The organism is Shewanella sp. LC6, assembly GCF_006385735.2.
Taxonomy (GTDB): Bacteria; Pseudomonadota; Gammaproteobacteria; order Enterobacterales; family Shewanellaceae; genus Shewanella; species Shewanella xiamenensis.
In genome coordinates this window covers 3,838,580-3,861,934 of sequence record NZ_CP043902.1, presented here as the reverse complement: position 1 = coordinate 3,861,934, position 23,355 = coordinate 3,838,580, and the positions used below count along the sequence as shown (strand labels likewise).

Sequence of the window (23,355 nt, the reverse complement as noted above, 5' to 3'; positions counted from 1 at the left end):
TCGACCAATTAACGCAGTATTGAGTGCCATTAGTGAGTGTCATGAGCGAAATTAAATTAATCGTAGGGCTTGCCAATCCGGGTACTGAATATGCCCAGACTCGCCATAATGCGGGTGCTTGGTATGTGGAAGAATTAGCCCGTATTTGTGGTGTGAGCTTAGTCGCCGATAGCAAGTATTTTGGCCTGACAGCCAGAGCCGTATTACACGGTAAAGATGTGCGTTTACTCATACCGACTACCTATATGAACTTAAGTGGTAAAGCCGTAGGTGCTTTAGCTAATTTCTTTCGTATTACACCTGAAGAAATTCTGGTGGCCCACGATGAGCTGGATATGCCACCGGGCGTGGCTAAATTTAAACTCGGTGGCGGCCATGGTGGTCATAACGGTTTAAAAGACATTATTGCCAAATTAGCCAATGATAAAAACTTCTATCGTTTACGGATTGGGATTGGTCATCCCGGCGATAAAAATAAAGTCAGTGGTTACGTACTGGGTAAGGCTCCCGCGAAAGAGCAAGAGCTGATCAATGCTGCCGTAGACGAAGCCGTTCGCTCAACTGAAATTTTATTTAAAGAGGACATGGTGAAAGCCATGACTCGATTACACTCCTTTAAAGCGGAGTAATATTTGGGTAGGCGCTTTGTTATAGGTCGCTATTCAAACGTCAAGACGATTTATCAATGTGCTGCCAAGGGGCAGTGCGACTAAAACTTGCTGGTGAGTGTGACTTGCCAGCCAATCATCGAGAGAAAGGTAAGAATATGGGTTTTAAATGCGGCATTGTTGGTCTTCCTAACGTAGGTAAATCAACGCTTTTTAATGCGTTAACTAAGGCTGGCATCGAAGCGGCAAACTTCCCGTTTTGTACCATTGAGCCAAACACTGGTGTAGTGCCTGTGCCGGATCCTCGTTTAGATGCGCTGGCGGCAATTGTTAATCCTCAACGTATACTGCCAACCACTATGGAGTTCGTGGATATCGCTGGCCTAGTTGCAGGCGCTTCTAAAGGTGAAGGTTTAGGGAACAAGTTCCTTGCTAACATCCGTGAAACCGATGCTATTGGTCATGTGGTACGTTGTTTTGACGATGACAACATCGTTCACGTTGCAAATAAAGTGGATCCTGCTCGCGACATCGAAGTGATCAATACCGAGTTGGCGCTTGCCGACTTAGATAGCTTAGAGCGCGCCGTTATTCGTCAGCAAAAACGTGCTAAGGGTGGCGATAAAGACGCTAAGTTTGAGGTTGAGGTTCTTGAGAAAATGCGTCCAGTGCTCGATGAAGCCAAAATGCTGCGCTCGATGGATCTTTCTAAGGAAGAATTAGAAGCTGTTGCTTACTTAAATTTCTTAACCTTAAAGCCAACCATGTACATTGCCAACGTGGCTGAAGATGGGTTTGACAATAACCCACACTTAGATGCAGTGCGTGCCATTGCTGAAAAAGAAAACGCCATTGTGGTTTCAGTGTGCGCTGCAATTGAATCAGAATTGGCTGAAATGGATGTTGAAGAACGCGATGAGTTTATGGCAGACCTTGGGTTAGAAGAGCCTGGGTTGGATCGCGTAATCCGTGCGGGTTACCAGTTATTGAACCTGCAAACTTACTTCACTGCGGGCGTAAAAGAAGTGCGTGCTTGGACCGTTTCTGTAGGCGCGACTGCACCACAGGCGGCGGGCGTTATTCATACCGACTTCGAACGTGGGTTTATCCGTGCACAAGTGGTGGCATTTGACGACTTTATTGCCTATAAAGGTGAAGCTGGCGCCAAAGAAGCGGGTAAATTACGTGTAGAAGGCAAGACTTATATCGTTCAAGATGGCGATGTGATGCACTTCCTGTTTAACGTATAAGTTAGTCATTATTGGGCTAAGCTGTAGAAAGTTAGGCAAAATACGGGCAACAGAGGCTGATTTAGTGCATCTGTTGCTCAGTTTGGTGAAGTAATAGCCGAACGGTTTGTATCAAGGAAAATAGCGAAAAAAAGCTGTTGACCTCGATACCTCGAATAAGCATAATACGCCCCGTTCCTCGCTACGAGGGGCGCGCAATAACGAAGTGGCAATGTAGCTCAGCTGGTTAGAGCACAGCACTCATAATGCTGGGGTCGCAGGTTCAAGTCCCGCCATTGCTACCATTTCGTTATACTAGCTTTTGCTAGCATCGCTTCAGGATGTAAAATTGAAACTGTGCGGGAATGGTGAAATTGGTAGACACGCCAGATTTAGGTTCTGGTGCCGCAAGGTGTGAGAGTTCAAGTCTCTCTTCCCGTACCATTATTTTAAACATCTGCGTTAGCGGGTGATGAAACAAGTTTTAGTTGGGGTATCGCCAAGCGGTAAGGCACCGGGTTTTGATCCCGGCATACCTAGGTTCGAATCCTAGTACCCCAGCCATCATTTCATGTTTCTCAGTTTTTGGGGTATCGCCAAGCGGTAAGGCACCGGGTTTTGATCCCGGCATACCTAGGTTCGAATCCTAGTACCCCAGCCATGGCAATGTAGCTCAGCTGGTTAGAGCACAGCACTCATAATGCTGGGGTCGCAGGTTCAAGTCCCGCCATTGCTACCATATTTAAATCCACGTAAATCAATTGGTTTATCTGGTAAAAATCCAGAGATGCTTGTATGAGTGAATCTGGTACATTTTGATGCGGGAATGGTGAAATTGGTAGACACGCCAGATTTAGGTTCTGGTGCCGCGAGGTGTGAGAGTTCAAGTCTCTCTTCCCGTACCATCAAAATGCAACCTTTACGGTTAAAACAAGTTAATTGGGGTATCGCCAAGCGGTAAGGCACCGGGTTTTGATCCCGGCATACCTAGGTTCGAATCCTAGTACCCCAGCCATAATTAAAAAGCCCGTCCTTTGACGGGCTTTTTGCTTTCTGTCGTTTGTATATGCTTGTCGATTCATCCTCTGGTTACTTCGCTATTTTTCAATCTTCTTCTCCATTGTTAGTGTGTTATGGCATTGCTGAGTGTTTTGGCGATATGAGAATGACTAATGGCTAAGATGCACTTAATTGGCTTAGACAGGTGTTTATAGAGATAAAAAGCCACAGTGTTCAATAAACACTGTGGCTAACACCGATAAAAGTGAAATGCGACTAAAAAGCTCGCCGAGCGTTGAGTCGTGGTTATTGTACGGGTTTTACTTCTTTAACTGCTGTGGGAGCTGCGACTTCGTTCACCGCTTTTTCAAGCACCGTTTCCTGTGTAGCTTTTACATCGCCTGTGGCAACCGCTTTTAGGGGCGCAGCTGCTGGGATTTGTTCTTGCAGTTTTTCCGTGCCAGCTTCTATGGCCTTTTGCTGCAGTTTTTGCGGATCCGTATAGTCAGCCAGTTCTTTTGGCCAGCTTGGAACGAGTTTCTCTGCTTGATTGGTAAACTGCTCAGAGATAATTTTTGGCGAGCCACCCGTTAATAACATCACTGCCATTTGGTTGGTTTCTGAATTCCATACAAATCCGGCTTTTTCGGCCATTTCAGGCACGGGAGTATAAGTCGACACCATATAAAATAAGGGGCCTTCCTGTTGAATTTTGTCGGCAGTTTTTAACAGAGATACTGTGGTCTCATAGTTATCACCGAGTAGCGACTTCATACGATCTTTAATGAGAGGCTGTTCGAATAGCCCGACATCATTAGGATTTAATCCTACGAGGGGTTTTAGCAGTGCCCACATCAGTTGGCCTTGAGGCGACATTAACAGCAGTGGAGCAACACAGGCGTTTAGCATTAATGCGAGCCAAATAATGTTAAGGCAACGCATTTTTTTGAGCAGAGTTGTACCCAAGATGATATTTCCTTTGGAAGTACCAGCAAGTCGCCGGCGGCGGATTGTAGCCGATTGTGATTCTGTAAACGAGAGGGGGAAGAGGGTAAATTTTAAGTGTGATTTTAAGTCCAAATGTTGCTTTTTATCTATATGAATTAATTGTAATTCTCCAAATGTTGCAAAGTATCTTTATTCGAGAGTTTGTCTCCCTTCAAGTTATACCAGTGCTGCTTTTATCTAACGCTACCGTATTGAGTATGTAAAGATTGTAAACTTGGTGCTTTTTGATAATAAATATCATTTACTATCAGCCCATTAATTTTATTTCATACAGGCACTAAGTTCTGCTGTGTTTTGGCGATTTTAGGCAGCAATCCCTGAAATACCTTTTTTGAGAGTCAGTCGTTGAAATTTAAAGTCAGTAAATCATCTCTTTCCTACGCACGCATTATCCATGTCTACGTCTCAATGGCGTTGCTTTTGTTAATGCTATTTTTCGCGATTACGGGGATCACCTTAAATCACCCCAATTGGTTTTCGTCTGCGGATCAAGAGCCACTGCGCGAGCAGTTTGATATTCCCAGTTATTTAATTCCCGCTGCGTCGCAGGAGCCCGAGTGGCGTTTAGCTGCGGGGCATTGGCTTAAAAGTCAATGGGATATGGATATTACCACTGCCGATATCGATGAGGATGAAATCAGCCTAGTGAGTAAGGGGCCTGGTACCTATCGCACAGTCACCCTCGATCTGCTCGACGGCAAAGCCTATATCGAGACCTTAGATTATGGCGTTGTCGCAGTGCTAAATGATCTGCACAAGGGCCGTAATACTGGAAGTGTCTGGGCTTGGGTACTCGATCTTTGTGCGCTGTTGATTATTTTGTTCTCACTCACGGGTGCTTATTTACTGTTACCTCAAACCAAAAGACTAAAAAAATCGTTGTTTTATATGGTGATCGTCAGCTCTGGCTGCGCACTTGTTTATGTTTATTTTGTTCCATAGGGAGAGCCGATTGATGATGCGTCATCTTATTCGCACCACTGCTATCGGTGCGTTGTTTGTGAGTTCTGCGGTATTGGCCGCACCGAAAATGACCGTGGATTTAACCTTGCCAGAAATTACCGAGGGCCAGTATCACAGACCCTATGTGGCTGTATGGGTTGAGGATGCCAAGGGCCAAACCGTTAAAACCATAAGCCTATGGGTATGGGATGAAGGCCATAAATGGCTCAAGGATATTCGTCGTTGGTGGCGTAAAGCCGGACGTGAGGATATGAGCTTTGTCGATGGTATCGCCTCAGCAACACGTCCTGCTGGCCACTACAAAATTGATTGGGACTTAAAAGATGATGCAGGTAAACCTCTTGTTCCTGCCTCCTACACGGTGTTTATCGAAGTGGTGCGTGAGCATGGTGGCCGTGATTTGGTCAGACAAAACTTTGATTTATCGGCGGGGGATTTTACCGCCCAATTACCCGCCACCACTGAAACTGGCGTTATTGATATTCGCTTAAGCGGCATGACTCGCTAAGCCTAGTATTTAACGAAAAGGATATGAAGATGAAATTACGTTTTGTTGCCTTAGTTAGCGCACTGTGCATCAGCCCATTTGCCAGCAGCCATGACCGCTGGATTCTACCTAGCCACTACAATGTGTCGGCAGAAAGTAATGAGGCAGTTTGGATTACTTCTGATGTTTCCGCTAGTAACCAAGTGTTTATGGTTGATAAGCCTGTTACGGCTAGCGATGTGAAAGTGTATTTACCCGATGGCAAGGCGAGTTCACCAAGTTCGAGCTACACTGGCGGCCGTAAATCGGTTTTCGATGTGCAGCTATTACAAGACGGCACCTATAAGTTCGAGAAAGAAGTTACGCCTCGGTATTTTTCGGTTTACAAAGTCAAAGGAAAAGAAGAGGTAGTGCGTAGTCGTCTTGATAAAAAAGCGACCGCAGCTGTCATGCCAAAGGATGCCTATGATCTTAAAGGCTCATTAACCGTTGCTAGGGTTGAAACCTATGTGACTCGCAATAAACCAACCGATAAGGTACTGGCACCTAAAGGTGAATACTTAGAATTAGTACCTATCACGCATCCTGCTGATATTGTTGAGAATGAACCTGCAACACTGCAATTTGTCTATGATGGAAAGCCCGTTGAAGGCGTCAGCGTAGCCATTATGAAGGACGGTAGCCTATACCGTAACAAGCCAGAGGAAATTAGCTTAACCTCTGATAAAGAAGGTAAAGTGGCGATGACGTTACCTGCCGCTGGCCGTTATTTATTACATGCCTCTATCGAGCGCCCAAGTCCTGATAAATCACTTGCCGATAAGACGGTAAGCGAAATCTTTTTGACCTTCGAAGCAGGGCTTGAATAAGCTAAGACTTTATTACTAAAGTGATTAATGCCCACAAACTTAGTTTGTGGGCATTTTTGTTTTTGGCTCTTGCCGTAATTAAGATCGCACTATCATTCTTTACTACTAGCATCTGGGCGCTAGCTTCAGTAAGCTGCAAGGGTGCACAGTTCTTGATGCATCCCACGCGCATAACGATTAGAATAGCGCAATTCCACCCTGATTTTACTGTGTTGACCTTAGCGTCGGCACGGGTTGCTTTTGTTTAAAGGAGACGAAAGAAGTTATGACTAAGGTTCCTATGACAGTTGTCGGTGCAGAACAGCTGCGTAAAGAGTTAGATATGCTCAAGTTTGAACGTCGCCCTAAAATCACTGAAGCGATTGCCTCAGCGAGAGAATTAGGCGATCTGAAGGAAAACGCTGAATACCACGCAGCCCGTGAAGAGCAAGGTATTTGTGAAGCGCGTATCCGTGATATTGAAGGCAAACTTTCTAACGCGCAGATCATCGATGTGACTAAGATGGTGAACAACGGTCGTATTATTTTTGGCGCGACTGTGACTATCTTAAATCTCGATACCGATGCTGAAGTTACCTACCGAATCGTAGGTGACGATGAAGCCAACATCAAAGAAAACCTGATTTCAGTCAACTCTCCGATCGCCCGAGGATTAGTGGGTAAAAACGAAGGGGATGAAGTGTCTATCACGACCCCCGGTGGTTTGACCGACTACGAAATTATTTCGGTGCAATATATCTAAGCCTTTATATCATCAGATTATTTACCATTGAAAGCCGCTTTTAGCGGCTTTTTATTTTTAGCCCAAAACCACCTACTTCAGTAGGTGGTTATCATCATTTGAGGCTTTGCCTGTATACCTACCCATGTTAAATGCATCTTTGATTTTTAGCGAAGTCAAAAGAGGCAAATAACATGAGTAGATACGAGCAAGCATCGCATGTGTTCTGGCGATGTCAATATCATATAGTCTGGACACCAAAGTACCGCTTTCGGATATTGAAAGGTAATGTCGGAAAAGAGGTTTATCGATGCATTCAGGTTTATTGCCATCAAATGGGATGCATAGTCATGGAGCTAAATGTTGAAGTTGACCATGTTCATTTAGTGGTGAAGGTACCTCCGAAGATATCTATATCGAATTTAATGGGGGCGTTAAAAGGTAAGATAGCTTTGAAAATATTCAGTAAATTTCCTTACCTACGTAAGAATAAACTTTGGGGAAATCATTTTTGGCAGAGAGGATACTTCGTCGATTCGATTGGAATTAACGAGGAAATAATCCGTAGATACGTTAGGCATCAAGAGAAAGTAGAGCGGCAAGAGCAGGGTCAACTTGCTCTTGAATAAAGGCCCCCTTTTAGGGGGTTAAAACAAAGCCACCTTCTTCAGAAGGTGGATTCTTTACGTCTTTTGGATACTTAACTCGCTGTGCAATAAGTCTCTTTGCAGTGCAAACTTAGCAAGATGGATAAAGTTTAATTTGCCTCTGAGTTGGCAGTTACTTAAGCTGCATGCTTGGAACTTTCTATGTTTTTAATAAAGCTATTCAAGAAAGCGTTGTTTTTCCTGTAAACATTTTTCACGTAAATTGCTGCGTGCACCTTTTAGGATCTGAGTTTGATTAAGTTTTGGCGCCAAGGATTAATGTTACTCTGTGTGTCGATCATTTTGATCGCCCATACGAGTGGCTATGCGCCGCGCAGCTTAACCGCTCAGCATTTTGCGCCTAAAACAGTAGTGACAACTGTGCTGACTGCGGATACGCCGTCAATCGCAGCGCAAGAAAATACGACATCGCGCCATTCAACTGAACAATCGACTGCGAACGAGAGTAAAGCGGTTTGCATTGCTTCTGATAAGGTGCAAGCCTCCGATTGTTCCGAACCTGAATTCGTTAGTCATTCTGACGATTTTAATTTTGCCCCGGTTAACTCCCAGCGCTTTATCAATCTTGTTCAGCATGATATGCGCGAAGTGAAGCCTGTTTACCTGTTGGCCTTTGAGTTCGAACCCGAGCCTGCGCCCGCATTAGGGGAAAATATTCGCCTCGATGCTCGCCCGGATTGGACCCTCTTAGCCGAATCTTCACCCGCGCGGATCTCCGGCTGGAAAGTATCCAACCTCCAATATCGCTTTAGTCAGCAAGCCGCTTAATTCACCGCTCCCTGTAGCAAGTTAGCAAGGCTTATCCATAACGATACCGTTTGAGTTTGTTATCTGAACCAGAGGTCGTTAGGGATACCTTTGATTAACTTCGCATTTTGTCATCCGAAACCTGTACCCGATAACCTAGCATCAAAGCCTGCGGAATGACTGCCGCAGATACGACTGAATTGCATTGGATTAAATGCATTCGGTTTAGACGGATTTGAATCGGTTATCACCACTGAGTTTGCTGCGTTTAGCGTTCTCCTTGTGGGATCGGTGTTTACAGGTTTCACCGTAATACAGTGATTGTTCGCTCATGTTTGAAGGCGTTAATACGCCACTGATTACTATCCGAGCGGGCAAAACTATGCGAGTGATATCTATGGATAAAATTCAGAGTAAAAAGCTGCTAAATCATTATTCAGCTTGGAAATACGTTGTGCTAATTGTCACGATTATTGTGATGTTATTTAGCGCTTTACCGACTTGGTATGGTGAAGACGCCGCCGTGCAGGTGGGCGCTAAAGCAGGGCTTAACTTAACCCCTATTGAACTGCGGGATAAATTAAAAGCGCAGGGCGTTGAGGTGAAGCGTATCGAAGTTAAGCATGCCCAACATGGCAACGCCAATAGCTCAGAAGATGGGCAAACCCTTATTGTACTCAATGATGACAGCGAGCAAACCTTAGTGAAGACCTTAGTGTCATCCATGGTGAGTGAGCCGAAAGAACTCACGCTGGCATTGGTGAGTGCTGCGCCGAGTTGGCTGCAAAATATGGGGTTTGAACCGATTAAGCTCGGGCTCGATTTACGCGGCGGGGTGCAATTTTTGCTGGATGTGGATGTGCAACCTGTCTACCAAGCCCAAGCAGATGCCCTAGTCGAATCCTTAAGACAATTTTTACGCGAACAGCAAATCCGTGGCGCCAGTGTGCGTATTGACAACACGCGCGATGATGCCGGATTACAAATAGCGATTGCATTAACGGATGCTTCAGCATCAGACAATAACGCCCGTGCTGCCATACGTCAGTTTATCCAGCAAAGCTATCCAACATGGCAATTAACCAATGGGGATAATGGCTTAGTGGTAAAGCTTGCTCAAGATGAGCAAATTAAGTTACGTAATTTAACGGTGCAGCAAAACCTACAAATCATGCGTAGCCGTATTGAAGAGTTGGGGATCACTGAGGCTCTAGTGCAGCGTCAGGGTGAACACCGTATCCGCATCGAGCTGCCTGGTGTACAAGACCCAGCAGCCGCTAAAAACGTAATAGGCGCGACCGCAAGCCTCGCCTTTTTTGAGGTTAAAGAATCGGGTTCAGTGAACGCGCAGGTGCTGAAGGATAAATCTGGCAATCCCGTTTATGTGGCACGCACGCCCGTATTAGGTGGCGATCATATTGTCGATGCCCGTGCCAATATTGGTGAAATGGGCATGGCCGAAGTGAACATTCACCTCGACCGTATTGGCGGGCAGAAGATGTCGGAGTTTTCCCGCGCCAATATCGGTAAGCCGATGGCAACATCCTATAGCGAATATAGCCGGGATGAGCAGGGCAAAGCTAAGCAAACACAACAGATCATTAGCGTCGCGACCATTCAATCCCAACTAGGTGATCGTTTCCGTATCACTGGTGCAGGGACCTATCAAGAAGCGCAACAATTAGCGCTGCTGCTACGTGCAGGTTCAATGACGGCGCCTGTGACAATCGTTGAAGAACGCACTATTGGCCCAACACTTGGTGCTGAAAATATTGAAAACGGCTTTGCCGCACTCGGTTTAGGTATGGGGATTACGCTGCTATTTATGGCGCTCTGGTATCGCCGCCTCGGTTGGGTGGCAAACGTGGCACTGATTTCTAATATGGTGATCCTGTTTGGCCTACTAGCGCTTATTCCTGGTGCAGTACTGACCTTACCAGGTATTGCAGGTCTAGTATTGACTGTCGGCATGGCGGTCGATACTAACGTGCTGATATTCGAACGGATAAAAGATAAGTTAAAGGAAGGACGAAGCTTTGCCCTTGCCATCGATACTGGTTTTGATAGTGCATTTTCAACCATTTTCGACGCCAACTTCACTACGATGATCACCGCAGTTGTGCTCTATTCCATCGGTAATGGTCCGATCCAAGGTTTTGCCTTGACCTTAGGCTTAGGTCTTCTGACCAGTATGTTTACCGGTATTTTTGCTTCAAGAGCCTTGATTAACCTTGTTTATGGGCGTGATGCGCGCCGTCATGTGAGGGTATAAAAATGAAGAATATTAATCTGACTAAATGGCGCTATATTTCGAGCGCTATCTCGATCTTTTTAATGCTGGCCTCACTTACTATCATTGGCGTGAAGGGTTTTAATTGGGGCTTAGATTTTACTGGCGGGGTGGTAACCGAAGTACAACTTGATAAAAGAATCACCACTAGCGAATTGCAGCCATTACTGAACGCGGCTTATCAGCAAGAAGTGACAGTGATATCTGCGAGTGAGCCTGGGCGCTGGGTATTGCGTTATGCCGACACTGCACAAAGCAATGTGGATATTGCGCAAACCTTAGTGCCACTGGGCGAAGTGCAAGTGCTAAATACCAGTATTGTCGGCCCGCAGGTGGGTAAAGAGCTAGCAGAGCAGGGGGGGCTCGCGTTATTAGTCGCTATGTTAGCTATCTTAGGCTATTTGAGTTATCGCTTTGAATGGCGCCTCGCCTCTGGTGCGTTATTTGCGTTAGTACACGACGTCATTTTTGTACTCGCGTTTTTTGCGCTGACACAGATGGAATTTAATCTAACCGTGCTGGCGGCGGTGCTGGCTATCCTTGGCTACTCACTGAATGACTCAATCATTATTGCCGATCGTATTCGTGAATTATTGATTGCAAAACCCAAACTTGCGATTCAGGAGATTAACAACCAAGCGATTGTCGCGACATTTTCGCGCACTATGGTGACCTCGGGGACCACTCTGATGACGGTTGGAGCACTATGGATAATGGGCGGTGGGCCGCTAGAAGGATTCTCGATAGCCATGTTTATTGGCATTTTAACCGGCACGTTCTCCTCGATATCAGTCGGGACCTCCTTGCCAGAGTTTCTCGGCTTAGCCCCTGAGCACTATCAAGTTAAACCCATTAGCGATACACCATAGACGTTAAAACAAAACGGCCACTCATTTGAGTGGCTGTTTTGTTTAAGGCTGGAAAATTATTTCGCTCTTGGCAAAGCAATTTTCATTTCTGGTGATTGACGATAAATCACCAGAATATGACCAATAAGTTGCACTTTTGCAGATTGAGTTTCACGTACTATGGCATCAACGATGGCATTTTTTAGCTCTCTGTCGGCAGAGGCTACTTTCACTTTAATCAATTCATGATAAGCGAGTGCGCTTTCAATTTCAGCGAGTACACCTTCAGTCAATCCATTGGCACCAAGCAGCACCACTGGCTTTAAATTATGCGCCAGACCTTTTAAATGCTGTTTTTGTTTGGTTGTTAAGTTCATTTCTACCAACTTTTGCTGAGTTACTGTTGAAAAACCGCTATTCTACCCTTATATAGCCTTTGTGTAACTCTCAATTGTTGCGGATTTTAAATGTCAGGTAAAAAACGTACGGCCAGTTCCAATCGCTGGATGCTGGAACACTTTGATGATCATTATGTCAAACTAGCACAGAAACGGGGATTGCGTTCTCGCGCTGCGTTTAAGCTTGAAGAGCTTCAGCAAAAGGATCAATTGATCCGCCCAGGTATGACGGTTGTTGACTTAGGGGCCGCTCCAGGTGGTTGGTCACAGGTTGCTGTTAAGCTAGCTGGAGACAAAGGTAAAGTCATCGCCTGTGATATTTTACCTATGGATCCCATCGTCGGCGTGGATTTCTTGCAAGGGGACTTTCGTGAAGAGAAAGTGCTCGAAGCATTGCTAACTCGCGTCGGTGCGGATAAGGTTGACGTTGTATTGTCTGATATGGCGCCCAACATGAGTGGTTCAGATGGTGTCGATCAGCCGCGCGCCATGTATTTAGTCGAGTTGGCGTTAGATATGTGTCATCAAGTTTTGGCACCTAACGGCAGTTTTGCGGTCAAAGTCTTTCAGGGGGAGGGGTTTGACGAATATATGAAGGCGGTTAAAGAGGCATTCAAAGTCGTAAAAACACGTAAACCGGACTCGTCGCGGGCACGCTCCCGTGAGGTCTATCTTGTGGCGACAGGGTACAAGTTGTAGTACCCTAGCGTTAATCATCGCAAGACTTTATGAGGTCTAGTAATTTGAGTGACATGGCAAAAAATCTAATACTCTGGGTTGTCATCGCCGTTGTGCTGATGTCAGTGTTTCAGGGTTACTCCCCCTCTTCTTCGTCATCGCAGAAGATGGATTATTCTACTTTCCTAGACAATGTTCGTGATGGACAAGTCGCCAGCGTTGAAGTGAAAAGTGACCAACGTACTATCGAAGGTTCTAAGCGCACGGGCGAAAAATTCACGACCATCATGCCACTGTATGACCAAGATTTAATTAATGATCTTGACCGTAAAGGCATCACTATGAAAGGGCAAGAAGCCGAAGAGTCTGGGTTCCTAACTCAAATCTTCATCTCTTGGTTCCCTATGTTATTGCTTATCGGAGTATGGATTTTCTTCATGCGCCAGATGCAGGGCGGCGGTGGCAAAGGCGCTATGTCCTTTGGCAAGAGCAAAGCCAAGCTGATGAGCGAAGATCAAATCAAGACCACTTTTGCTGACGTTGCTGGCTGTGATGAAGCCAAAGAAGAAGTGAAAGAGCTGGTCGATTATCTGCGTGATCCAACCAAATTCCAAAAACTGGGTGGCCGTATTCCAACGGGCGTGCTCATGGTTGGCCCACCAGGTACAGGTAAAACCTTGCTTGCTAAAGCGATTGCTGGCGAGTCAAAGGTGCCTTTCTTTACCATTTCGGGTTCTGACTTCGTGGAAATGTTCGTCGGTGTTGGTGCATCTCGTGTGCGTGATATGTTCGAACAAGCGAAGAAATCAGCTCCTTGTATTATCTTCATCGACGAAATCGATGCCGTAGGTCGCCAACGTGGCGCAGGCTTAGGTGGTGGTCACGATGAGCGTGAGCAAACCCTTAACCAGATGCTGGTTGAGATGGATGGCTTCGAAGGTAACGAAGGGATTATCGTGATTGCGGCGACCAACCGCCCTGACGTATTGGACTCTGCGCTGCTGCGTCCAGGTCGTTTCGACCGTCAAGTGGTTGTTGGCTTGCCAGATGTTCGCGGTCGTGAGCAAATTCTTAAAGTGCATATGCGCAAAGTGCCACTTTCTGAAGATGTTAAAGCGAGCGTGATTGCCCGTGGTACGCCAGGTTTCTCCGGTGCCGATTTAGCCAACTTAGTTAACGAAGCTGCACTGTTTGCGGCGCGCGGTAATCGCCGTGTGGTCGGTATGGAAGAATTCGAGCGTGCAAAAGACAAGATCATGATGGGTGCTGAGCGCCGCTCTATGGTGATGTCGGAAGCCGAAAAAGAAATGACGGCATACCACGAAGCGGGCCACGCGATTGTGGGCTGTTTAGTGCCAGAGCATGACCCTGTGCACAAGGTCACCATTATTCCACGTGGTCGTGCACTCGGCGTGACCTTCTTCTTACCTGAGGCCGATGCGATTAGCCAAAGCCGTCGTAAGTTAGAAAGCCAGATTTCGGTTGCCTACGGTGGTCGTTTAGCCGAAGAGCTGATCTACGGTAGCGAAAAAGTGTCTACAGGTGCCTCGCAAGACATTAAATACGCGACATCGATTGCCCGTAATATGGTGACCCAATGGGGCTTCTCCGACAAGCTTGGTCCATTACTCTATGCCGAGGAAGAAGGTGAAGTATTCTTAGGGCGTAGCATGGGTAAAGCCAAGGCGATGTCCGATGAGACTGCGACGCTTATCGATGCTGAAGTGAAGGCCTTTATCGACAAAAACTACGGCCGTGCCAAGCAAATTCTGCTGGATAACATCGATATTCTGCATTCGATGAAAGACGCGCTGATGAAGTATGAAACCATTGATTCACTGCAAATTGACGATTTGATGAACCGTCGTGAAGTGCGTCAGCCTGCTGATTGGCAAGCAGATGACAATGGTTCAAATGACAAAGGCAATGGCAAAGGTGAACCTGCGGTTAAAGTCGACGAAGTGGTTAAGTCAGCGCCTGTTGAGTCAGAGCTGAAAGATGCCGATGAGTCACCCGCTAAATAACGTTTGTTAATTGAAAGAGAACCCCGTTAAGGGGTTTTCTTGTTTTATCTTGCTAGAAAATTGACTGCGCTGTCATTCAATATAAATCAGTTACATGAGTGAACTGCGCAGAATACGGATGAAACGCGCTAGCAAGCTGTCCCAAATGGAGTCAATGCGTGTTTGAATTAATTGCTGGAACCAAACGCTTATCCTTAGCTTCGCCCGTAGTCATGGGCATTCTGAATGTTACTCCCGATTCCTTTTCCGACGGTGGAAAGTTTTCTTCTTTTGAACTGGCGTGCCAGCATGCCGATGAAATGGTTGCTCAAGGAGCGCTCATCATCGATATCGGTGGCGAGTCGACAAGGCCTGGGGCGGCCGATGTGAGTGTTGAGGATGAACTCGCACGGGTGATCCCTCTGGTAGAATATGTCGCGAAACACCATGATGTGTGGATTTCGGTTGATACCAGTAAACCAGAAGTGATGCGACAGGCGGTAAATGCTGGCGCGCACTTAATCAACGATGTTCGGGCGTTATTGGAGCCTGGGGCACTAGAGACTGCGGCGCAGTTGAATGTGCCCATTTGTTTGATGCACATGCAGGGCGCGCCGCGTACTATGCAATCGGCGCCCGAATATCACGACGTTGTTGCCGATGTCTTTAAATTCCTCAATGAGCGTATTCAAGCCTGTTTGGAGGCTGGGATCCCGCGGGAACGGTTGTTAATCGACCCAGGTTTTGGCTTTGGTAAAACCTTAGAACATAACTATGAACTGCTAGCAAAGTTAGAGTGTTTTGCGCAGTTCGAACTGCCGATATTGATAGGTTTATCCCGTAAGAGCATGATAGGAAACCTCCTTGCTAGGCCGACCTCTGAGCGTTTAGCTGGGAGCCTTGCTGGCGCCATGATAGCAGCCCAGAAAGGGGCACATATTATTCGTGTCCATGATGTCCCTGAAACTGTCGATATGCTGAAAGTGTTACAAGCGACACAGGCATATCTATAGAGGCTATTTTTGTTAAGTATTTCATTAATATTATGATCCCAATCGAAGGGACACATTGAAGTTTGTGGGGCGATATGAGCGAACGTAAATTTTTTGGAACCGATGGTATTCGTGGCAAGGTAGGTTCAGGCCAGATGACACCCGAGCTGGCATTGAAGTTGGGTTGGGCTGCTGGACGGGTGTTATCCCGTAGCGGCACTAAGAAAGTGATTATTGGTAAAGATACCCGTATCTCGGGGTATATGTTTGAATCAGCTTTAGAGGCGGGCCTTTCGGCAGCGGGTTTGAATGTGATGCTGATGGGGCCCATGCCAACGCCAGCGGTAGCTTATTTGACTCGTACTTTTCGCGCCGAAGCAGGTGTGGTAATTAGTGCTTCCCACAACCCTTACTATGATAACGGCATTAAGTTTTTCTCAACTGATGGCAGTAAGCTTGATGATAATCTTGAGCTTGAAATCGAAGCCGAATTAGAAAAGCCCTTAGAGTGTGTTGAATCACATCTGTTGGGCAAAGTGTCACGAATTGAAGATGCACGCGGCCGTTACATCGAATACTGCAAAGGTAATTTCCCTGCAGATCACACATTAACAGGGTTAAAAATTGTCGTCGATTGTGCCCATGGTGCAACTTATCACATCGCACCAGCGGTATTTCGCGAGTTAGGCGCCGAAGTGATTGCCATTGGTGATAAACCAAACGGAGTCAATATCAATGACAAAGTTGGCGCAACGTCCATGGCAAAGATTTGTGAAACTGTTTTGGCCGAAAGTGCCGATTTAGGGATTGCGCTCGATGGCGATGGTGACCGAATTATGATGGTCAATAGCAAAGGTGAGGTGATCGATGGCGATCAAATTCTTTATATCCTTGCCTGTGATGCCAAGGCTCGTGGTGTGTTACGCGGAGGTGTGGTTGGGACGTTAATGTCTAACCTTGGCCTCGATTTAGCACTTCAGGCGTTGGATATTCCCTTTGCTCGCTCTAAAGTGGGCGACCGTTATGTGATGGAGTTACTCAAAGAACTCGATTGGCGTATCGGCGGTGAAAACTCGGGGCATATTCTTAATCTCGACCATGGCACGACCGGTGATGGTATTGTTGCTGGTATTTTGGTGCTGGCGGCCATGCGTCGTCAAAATGCAACCTTAGAGCAGTTAACTGCGGCAATGGAAATGTTGCCACAGGTGTTGGTGAATGTGCGTTTTGAAGGCGAACATGATCCATTAAGCTCTGATAAAGTTAAAGCTGCTCAAGCTCAGGTTGAATCACAACTGGGCGCTCGAGGTCGCGTATTGCTACGCAAATCAGGTACTGAACCGTTAATTCGCGTGATGGTTGAAGGTGATGATCACAATGCTGTGTTAGCGCACGCTAATTTGATTGCAGATGCGGTAAAATCGGCGAGCTAATCAAACCAATCTTTAGTCGAGTGCAGCTGATACCGATTAAAAATGAAGGTGTTAGCTGCATTAATGAGCAGGAATAGGGTTTGGCGTGTAAAAAGTAAGCATTCCAACCTAATATCTGAAAAATTTCGAATTTAGCTATTGTAACTTAATAAGTGGTTCGCTATTATTCACGCCGCTTTCAGAGGAGACAGTGATGGCACTCAGACGTCCTATGGTAGCTGGCAATTGGAAAATGAACGGCAGTGCGGCGTTAGCCCAAGAGTTGTTCAAGAAGTTTGCCTCAAAGCTCCAAAATGATTCAGCTGAAGTGGTTTTATGCCCGCCTTCTATCTATCTAGAAAGCGTCAGGCAACTGCTAGAAGCAAACAAGGAAGCGTTAGACGGTTCACTTGTTAGGATGGGCGCTCAAAATTTAAGTCAACATGACTTTGGCGCTTATACCGGAGAAGTTTCGGGTCAGATGCTTAAAGATTGCGGATGCCGATATGTCATTATCGGGCATTCAGAACGTCGCCGTATGTACGGAGAGACGAGTAATATCGTAGCGGAGAAATTTGCCGCTGCACAAAAGCACGGTTTAACCCCCATCTTATGTGTAGGTGAATCGGGTCCAGCACGTGAAGCAAGACGTACCTTCGAGGTGATTGCAGAAGAGTTGGATATAGTGATCCAAAAAAATGGCACTATGGCTTTTGATAACGCCATTATCGCCTACGAGCCATTATGGGCTGTAGGGACTGGTAAGAGTGCGACACCAGAGCAGGCACAAGAAGTACATGCGTTTATACGCAAGCGTCTCTCTGAAGTGTCTCCGTTTATCGGAGAAAATATCAGGATTTTGTACGGTGGCAGTGTGACACCGAGTAATGCAGCAGATTTATTTGCCCAACCTGATGTTGATGGTGGACTGATTGGCGGTGCCAGTTTAAACTCTACCGAGTTTTTAAGTCTGTGTACCATAGCGATGAGCGCATAATATGTATGAAGTTTTAGTGGTTGTTTACTTGTTGGTTGCATTAGGTTTAATTGGCCTAATCTTAATCCAGCAAGGTAAAGGAGCTGATATGGGGGCCTCTTTTGGCGCCGGTGCATCAGGTACCTTATTCGGTTCAAGCGGTTCAGGTAACTTCCTGACACGCACAACGGCGATTCTTGCCATTGCGTTTTTCACGTTAAGTCTGCTGATTGGCAACTTAAGTGCAAACCACGCAAAAAATGAAGATGCATGGAAAAATTTAGGTGCTGATGAACAGGTTACCCAGCCAGTTGATCAAGCAACCGAAAAGTCAGAAACCAAAATTCCTGACTAGTAAAAGGTGTCGCCGAGGTGGTGAAATTGGTAGACGCGCAGCCTTGAGGTGGCTGTGTCCTAACGGACGTGCGGGTTCAAGTCCCGCTCTCGGCACCATAATTAAACTAAGTAAGTCCAAACAAGAACTGACTTAGTTATTGCAAGCAAAGACGATAGTCAATATACTTGCACACAGTTGACGCGGGGTGGAGCAGCTTGGTAGCTCGTCGGGCTCATAACCCGAAGGTCGTCGGTTCAAATCCGGCCCCCGCAACCAGCTCCTAGTAATGAATGTTGTTTAATTCATTATGGTTTACAGGTTCTTGAAGCTAATAACCTCGTCATTACGGGGTTTTTTGTTGTCTGGGACTTTTAAATTTGTCGTATTGTTTACGGCGTTTTACTAGGGCTATTAAGCCCTTTTTTGTTTTTTCGGGGGTCAAATTTGGCAACATTAGAATCCAGACTGGCAGACATGCTCAAAGTGCCTGTGGAAGCACTCGGCTTCCAACTTTGGGGCATTGAATATGTTCAAGCGGGTAACCATTCAGTCCTGCGCGTGTTCATTGATGGTGAGAATGGCATCAATATCGAAGATTGTGCCAACGTAAGTCGCCAAGTCAGTGCTGTGCTCGATGTTGAAGACCCTATTTCTACTGAATATACCTTAGAGGTTTCTTCGCCTGGTGTAGATAGACCGCTGTTCACTGCTGAGCAATATGCGTCCTATATCGGCGAGGATGTCAAGCTTCAACTGACTATGCCTGTCGCGGGCAGTCGTAATTTAAAAGGCGCCATTACTCAGGTTGACGGTCAAATGCTGTCGGTGAAAGTAAATGGTAAAGAGCTGGTTGTCGCCTTGGATAATATCCGTAAAGGCAACATCATCGCAAAGTTTTGATGGTTTCAAGGTGAACGAGGCAAGACAAAATGAATAAAGAGATTCTGCTAGTCGCTGAAGCGGTTTCAAATGAAAAGGCCGTTCCACGCGAGAAGATTTTTGAAGCGCTGGAGACTGCTCTGGCTACCGCTACCAAGAAAAAATACGAAGGTGATATCGACGTTCGTGTTGCTATTGACCGTAAAACTGGCGCTTATGAAACTTTCCGCCGTTGGATGGTGATCGATGACAACGGTGTTGCGTTAGAAAATCCATACCGTGAGATTACCCTGGAAGCAGCACGTTTCGAAGATCCAGAGATTCAACCAGGTGAATTTATTGAAGACCAAATTGAATCAGTGGCGTTCGATCGCATTACTACCCAAACCGCTAAGCAAGTGATCGTACAAAAAGTACGTGAAGCTGAGCGTGCGCAAGTGGTTGAGCAGTTCCAAGATAAAGAAGGTGAGCTGATCACTGGTGTCGTTAAGAAAGCAACCCGCGAAAGTGTAGTTGTGGACTTAGGCAACAATGCTGATGGCGTATTATTCCGTGAAGACTTGATTTCACGCGAATCTTTCCGTCCTGGTGACCGTGTTCGTGCACTGCTTTACTCTGTTCGTCCTGAAGCGCGCGGTGCGCAGTTATTCTTAACTCGCACTAAGCCAGACATGCTGATTGAGCTGTTCCGTGTTGAAGTGCCGGAAATTGCCGATGAACTGATCGAAGTAATGGGCGCAGCGCGTGACCCTGGTGCTCGCGCTAAGATCGCAGTGAAATCGAACGATCGTCGTATCGACCCAATTGGTGCTTGCGTTGGTATGCGTGGTGCACGTGTGCAAGCGGTATCGAATGAACTCGGTGGTGAGCGTGTCGACATCGTATTGTGGGATGACAACCCAGCGCAATATGTGATCAACGCCATGGCGCCAGCTGATGTGGCTTCTATCATCGTTGATGAAGACAACCACTCAATGGATATCGCTGTTGAAGCGGAAAGTTTAGCTCAGGCCATTGGTCGCAATGGTCAAAACGTGCGTTTAGCGACTCAGTTAACAGGCTGGGAACTGAACGTGATGACAGTGGAAGACATGAACAAGAAACACCAAGCCGAAAGCGCTAAGGTGAAGAGCTTATTCATGAAATCTCTGGATGTAGATGAAGATTTTGCACAAGTACTGGCTGATGAAGGTTTTACTTCGCTCGAAGAAGTGGCTTATGTGCCTGTGTCAGAATTATTGGCAATTGATGGCTTTGATGAGGATCTCGTCGAAGCATTACGTGAACGTGCTAAGGCTGCGATCTCAACTCGAGCGCTCGCATCCGAAGAAGCACTAGATGGTGTGGAGCCAAGTGAAGAGTTATTAGCACTTGAAGGTGTTGAAAGACACTTAGCCTATGTTTTAGCGAGCAAAGGTATCGTGACTCTAGAAGACTTGGCTGAACAAGGCATTGATGATTTGATCGAAATTGAAGAATTGACAGAAGAAAAAGCAGGTGAGCTGATCATGGCTGCCCGCAACATCTGTTGGTTTGGCGAAGAAGCATAAGTCGATCAACAGGGGGATTTAACTGATGGCAGATACTACCGTAGAGAAATTGGCCACGGAAGTGGGTAAAAGTGTTGAACGTCTGATTGAGCAATTCTCTCAGGCCGGAATAAAGAAAGGCCATACTGATAATGTGTCTGAAGCTGAGAAGCAGCAGTTACTGGATTATCTGAAGAAGCAACATGGCGCCGATAATGCGCCGACTAAAATGACGCTGCAACGTAAAACCGTATCGACCCTGAGTGTGGCCGGTAATGGTGGTCAATCTAAAGACGTTAAAGTTGAAGTGCGTAAAACCCGTACTTTTGTTAAACGTGATGTGAGTGACGCAGTGCTTAAAGCGGAAGAAGAGGCTAAAGCCAAAGCAGAAGCCGAAGCGAAGGCCAAAGCAGAAGCTGAAGCGAAAGCGAAGGCAGAAGCCGAAGCTAAGGCTAAAGTGGAAGCAGAGGCGAAAGCGAAGGCAGAAGCTGAAGCGAAAGCAAAAGCGAAAGCAGCAGCGGAAGTGAAAGTAGCTAAAGATATGTCACCAGAAGCTGAAGCAGCTCGTTTGGAAGCTGAACGTTTAAAAGCAGTACAAGAAGCTGCGACTAAACGTAAACAAGACGAAGAAGCCGCCAAAGCGGCAGAAAAAGCGCGTCTGTTAGCAGAAGAAAACTCTAAGCGTTGGGCTGAAGAAGAGCGTCAACGTTTAGAAGCTGAGCGCTATAGCGATCACCATATCACTACTTCTAAAGTGGCTCGCGCTGCTGAAGATTCGTCTGATATGGATGAAGAAAAACGTGGCCGCCGTGCGCGTAACAAAAATACCGCCAAAACCAAACGTGGTGGTAAAGATGCTCGTGATGGTCGCGAAAAACACATGCGTAACCGCAGCACAGCGCCAGAATCAATGGCACACGGCTTTAACAAGCCAGTGGCTGCTGTTAACCGTGATGTGCGCATCGGTGAAACTGTTACAGTGGCAGAACTTGCTCACTTAATGGCAGTTAAAGCGACTGAAATCATCAAGCAAATGATGAAGATGGGCTCAATGGTTACGATCAACCAAGTGTTAGATCAAGAAACTGCCCAATTAGTTGCTGAAGAAATGGGCCACAAAGTGGTACTTATTCGTGAAAACGAATTAGAGCAACAAGTACTTTCTGAGCGTGACGAGGAAGGCGGCGTGAAGCTTGAGCCTCGTGCACCTGTTGTAACCATTATGGGTCACGTTGACCACGGTAAAACATCGCTCCTTGACTATATCCGCCGCGCGAAAGTGGCAGCGGGTGAGGCCGGTGGTATTACTCAGCATATTGGTGCATACCATGTTGAGACCGAAAACGGCATGATCACTTTCTTAGATACCCCTGGTCACGCTGCGTTTACCGCAATGCGTGCTCGTGGTGCTAAGGCGACGGATATCGTTGTACTCGTTGTGGCTGCCGATGACGGTGTTATGCCGCAAACCATTGAAGCGATTCAACATGCTAAAGCGGGTAACGTGCCATTAATTGTTGCAGTTAACAAGATGGACAAGCCAGAAGCCGATATCGACCGCGTGAAGAGCGAATTGTCTCAGCACGGCGTGATGTCTGAAGAATGGGGCGGAGACAACATGTTTGCCTTCGTATCTGCTAAGACGGGTGAAGGCGTTGATGATTTGCTTGAGGGTATCTTACTCCAAGCTGAAGTGCTTGAACTCAAAGCTGTTCGTGATGGTATGGCTGCTGGTGTGGTTATTGAGTCTCAACTGGATAAAGGTCGCGGCCCTGTAGCAACGATTCTGGTTCAAGAAGGTACACTGCGCCAAGGTGACATCGTTCTATGTGGTTTAGAGTACGGTAAAATCCGTGCGATGAAAGACGAGAACGGCCGTTCAATCACTGAAGCTGGCCCATCAATCCCTGTTGAGATTTTAGGTCTGTCAGGTGTGCCATCAGCCGGTGATGAAGCAACCGTTGTGCGTGACGAGCGTAAAGCCCGTGAAGTCGCGCTGTACCGTCAAGGCAAGTTCCGTGATGTGAAATTAGCTCGTCAGCAGAAGTCTAAGCTGGAAAACATGTTCGCGAACATGACCGAAGGCGAAGTGAAAGAACTGAACATCGTTCTGAAGGCAGACGTTCAAGGTTCACTCGAAGCGATTACCGACTCCTTAATGGGTCTGTCTACCGACGAAGTGAAAGTAAACATCATCGCTCGAGGTGTAGGTGCTCTGACCGAAACCGACGCGACTTTAGCTGCGGCTTCTAACGCGATTATGGTTGGCTTTAACGTGCGTGCCGATGCGCAAGCGCGTAAGACTATCGAAAACGAAAGTGTTGACTTACGTTACTACAGCGTTATCTATAATCTGATTGATGAAGTGAAAGCGGCGATGACAGGTATGCTGTCACCTGAATTCAAACAACAGATTATCGGTCTGGCTGAAGTTCGTGACGTGTTCAAATCACCAAAACTGGGCGCAATCGCTGGTTGTATGGTGACTGAAGGCACCATCAAGCGTAGCGCACCAATTCGCGTTCTGCGTGATAACGTGGTGATCTTCGAAGGTGAACTCGAATCATTACGTCGCTTTAAAGATGACGTTAACGAAGTTAGAAATGGCATGGAATGTGGTATCGGTGTTAAGAACTACAACGATGTCCGCGTGGGTGACCAAATCGAAGTATTCGAAACCGTCGAAGTGGCACGTACACTGTAACGATAAAGAG

General features: G+C 46.5%; 21 protein-coding genes and 9 tRNA genes. 28 read left to right on the top strand and 2 right to left on the bottom strand.

Annotation, left to right across the window (positions count from 1 at the left end; all coding sequences use genetic code 11):
* Positions 1-41 precede the first annotated feature (41 nt).
* The 9 genes from pth (at position 42) to FJD32_RS17350 (ending at position 2,852) form a co-directional block, all read left to right on the top strand.
* Positions 42-629, top strand: a complete 588-nt coding sequence (gene pth, locus FJD32_RS17390) for an aminoacyl-tRNA hydrolase (protein ID WP_037431406.1) — start codon at positions 42-44, stop codon at positions 627-629.
* Positions 630-766: 137 nt separating this feature from the next.
* Entirely contained in the window at positions 767-1,858 is a 1,092-nt protein-coding gene (gene ychF / locus FJD32_RS17385; protein WP_037431408.1) for a redox-regulated ATPase YchF, read from the top strand.
* 207 nt (positions 1,859-2,065) lie between these two features.
* Positions 2,066-2,142, top strand: a tRNA-Met gene (locus FJD32_RS17380).
* Between the two features lie 54 nt (positions 2,143-2,196).
* Positions 2,197-2,281, top strand: a tRNA-Leu gene (locus FJD32_RS17375).
* A 45-nt stretch (positions 2,282-2,326) separates the two neighbouring features.
* Positions 2,327-2,401: transfer RNA gene (locus FJD32_RS17370), tRNA-Gln, on the top strand.
* 22 nt (positions 2,402-2,423) lie between these two features.
* Positions 2,424-2,498: transfer RNA gene (locus FJD32_RS17365), tRNA-Gln, on the top strand.
* Between the two features lies 1 nt (position 2,499).
* A tRNA-Met gene (locus FJD32_RS17360) sits at positions 2,500-2,576 on the top strand.
* 81 nt (positions 2,577-2,657) lie between these two features.
* A tRNA-Leu gene (locus FJD32_RS17355) sits at positions 2,658-2,742 on the top strand.
* 35 nt (positions 2,743-2,777) lie between these two features.
* A tRNA-Gln gene (locus FJD32_RS17350) sits at positions 2,778-2,852 on the top strand.
* A gap of 290 nt (positions 2,853-3,142) precedes the next feature.
* On the opposite strand, the gene FJD32_RS17345 is transcribed toward FJD32_RS17350, so the two are convergent.
* Entirely contained in the window at positions 3,143-3,778 is a 636-nt protein-coding gene (locus FJD32_RS17345; RefSeq protein ID WP_047540206.1) for a hypothetical protein, read from the bottom strand.
* Positions 3,779-4,189: 411 nt separating this feature from the next.
* On the opposite strand from FJD32_RS17345, the gene FJD32_RS17340 reads away from it, so the two are divergent.
* The 8 genes from FJD32_RS17340 to secF all read left to right on the top strand — a co-directional run bounded on the left by FJD32_RS17340 (position 4,190) and on the right by secF (position 11,458).
* The gene (locus FJD32_RS17340) at positions 4,190-4,786 is read left to right on the top strand and encodes a PepSY-associated TM helix domain-containing protein (RefSeq protein WP_047535327.1); all 597 of its coding nucleotides are present in this window, start codon (positions 4,190-4,192) and stop codon (positions 4,784-4,786) included.
* A gap of 16 nt (positions 4,787-4,802) precedes the next feature.
* On the top strand, positions 4,803-5,315 hold the full coding sequence (locus tag FJD32_RS17335; RefSeq protein ID WP_037415282.1) for a DUF2271 domain-containing protein: 513 nt from the start codon (positions 4,803-4,805) through the stop codon (positions 5,313-5,315).
* A gap of 29 nt (positions 5,316-5,344) precedes the next feature.
* Positions 5,345-6,163 carry a DUF4198 domain-containing protein gene (locus FJD32_RS17330; protein ID WP_055648092.1) on the top strand — a complete coding sequence of 273 codons (819 nt, stop codon included), beginning with the start codon at positions 5,345-5,347 and terminating at the stop codon, positions 6,161-6,163.
* A 265-nt stretch (positions 6,164-6,428) separates the two neighbouring features.
* The gene (greA, locus tag FJD32_RS17325; RefSeq protein WP_011071421.1) at positions 6,429-6,905 is read left to right on the top strand and encodes a transcription elongation factor GreA; all 477 of its coding nucleotides are present in this window, start codon (positions 6,429-6,431) and stop codon (positions 6,903-6,905) included.
* Between the two features lie 173 nt (positions 6,906-7,078).
* Positions 7,079-7,513 carry an IS200/IS605 family transposase gene (tnpA, locus tag FJD32_RS17320; protein ID WP_037431905.1) on the top strand — a complete coding sequence of 145 codons (435 nt, stop codon included), beginning with the start codon at positions 7,079-7,081 and terminating at the stop codon, positions 7,511-7,513.
* Between the two features lie 297 nt (positions 7,514-7,810).
* Positions 7,811-8,320 (top strand): hypothetical protein, encoded by a 510-nt coding sequence (locus FJD32_RS17315; RefSeq protein ID WP_037431841.1) that lies wholly within the window; start codon positions 7,811-7,813, stop codon positions 8,318-8,320.
* Between the two features lie 376 nt (positions 8,321-8,696).
* The gene (gene secD, locus FJD32_RS17310; protein ID WP_037415217.1) at positions 8,697-10,571 is read left to right on the top strand and encodes a protein translocase subunit SecD; all 1,875 of its coding nucleotides are present in this window, start codon (positions 8,697-8,699) and stop codon (positions 10,569-10,571) included.
* A 2-nt stretch (positions 10,572-10,573) separates the two neighbouring features.
* Entirely contained in the window at positions 10,574-11,458 is an 885-nt protein-coding gene (gene secF, locus FJD32_RS17305) for a protein translocase subunit SecF (protein WP_037429700.1), read from the top strand.
* A gap of 56 nt (positions 11,459-11,514) precedes the next feature.
* Here the strand turns inward: secF and yhbY are convergent, their stop codons facing one another.
* On the bottom strand, positions 11,515-11,814 hold the full coding sequence (gene yhbY, locus FJD32_RS17300) for a ribosome assembly RNA-binding protein YhbY (protein ID WP_011071425.1): 300 nt from the start codon (positions 11,812-11,814) through the stop codon (positions 11,515-11,517).
* A 90-nt stretch (positions 11,815-11,904) separates the two neighbouring features.
* Here yhbY and rlmE point away from each other — a divergent pair, with 90 nt between their 5' ends.
* From rlmE to infB, 11 genes are all read left to right on the top strand, one after another.
* The gene (gene rlmE / locus FJD32_RS17295) at positions 11,905-12,534 is read left to right on the top strand and encodes a 23S rRNA (uridine(2552)-2'-O)-methyltransferase RlmE (RefSeq protein WP_011625490.1); all 630 of its coding nucleotides are present in this window, start codon (positions 11,905-11,907) and stop codon (positions 12,532-12,534) included.
* Between the two features lie 29 nt (positions 12,535-12,563).
* A complete protein-coding gene (ftsH, locus tag FJD32_RS17290; protein WP_037429699.1) occupies positions 12,564-14,537 on the top strand; it encodes an ATP-dependent zinc metalloprotease FtsH in 1,974 nt (657 codons plus the stop codon).
* Positions 14,538-14,695: 158 nt separating this feature from the next.
* Positions 14,696-15,529 carry a dihydropteroate synthase gene (gene folP / locus FJD32_RS17285; RefSeq protein WP_037429697.1) on the top strand — a complete coding sequence of 278 codons (834 nt, stop codon included), beginning with the start codon at positions 14,696-14,698 and terminating at the stop codon, positions 15,527-15,529.
* 74 nt (positions 15,530-15,603) lie between these two features.
* A complete protein-coding gene (gene glmM / locus FJD32_RS17280) occupies positions 15,604-16,941 on the top strand; it encodes a phosphoglucosamine mutase (protein WP_037429695.1) in 1,338 nt (445 codons plus the stop codon).
* A gap of 193 nt (positions 16,942-17,134) precedes the next feature.
* Positions 17,135-17,917, top strand: a complete 783-nt coding sequence (tpiA, locus tag FJD32_RS17275; protein ID WP_011071430.1) for a triose-phosphate isomerase — start codon at positions 17,135-17,137, stop codon at positions 17,915-17,917.
* A 1-nt stretch (position 17,918) separates the two neighbouring features.
* Entirely contained in the window at positions 17,919-18,251 is a 333-nt protein-coding gene (gene secG / locus FJD32_RS17270) for a preprotein translocase subunit SecG (RefSeq protein WP_011716140.1), read from the top strand.
* 11 nt (positions 18,252-18,262) lie between these two features.
* Positions 18,263-18,349: transfer RNA gene (locus FJD32_RS17265), tRNA-Leu, on the top strand.
* A gap of 83 nt (positions 18,350-18,432) precedes the next feature.
* Positions 18,433-18,509 (top strand) — tRNA-Met (locus FJD32_RS17260).
* A 168-nt stretch (positions 18,510-18,677) separates the two neighbouring features.
* Positions 18,678-19,133, top strand: coding sequence for a ribosome maturation factor RimP (rimP, locus tag FJD32_RS17255; protein WP_037415241.1), 456 nt, complete (start codon positions 18,678-18,680; stop codon positions 19,131-19,133).
* Between the two features lie 29 nt (positions 19,134-19,162).
* The gene (nusA, locus tag FJD32_RS17250; RefSeq protein WP_037415246.1) at positions 19,163-20,662 is read left to right on the top strand and encodes a transcription termination factor NusA; all 1,500 of its coding nucleotides are present in this window, start codon (positions 19,163-19,165) and stop codon (positions 20,660-20,662) included.
* A gap of 25 nt (positions 20,663-20,687) precedes the next feature.
* Positions 20,688-23,345, top strand: coding sequence for a translation initiation factor IF-2 (gene infB / locus FJD32_RS17245; protein WP_037415258.1), 2,658 nt, complete (start codon positions 20,688-20,690; stop codon positions 23,343-23,345).
* The last annotated feature ends 10 nt before the right edge of the window (positions 23,346-23,355 follow it).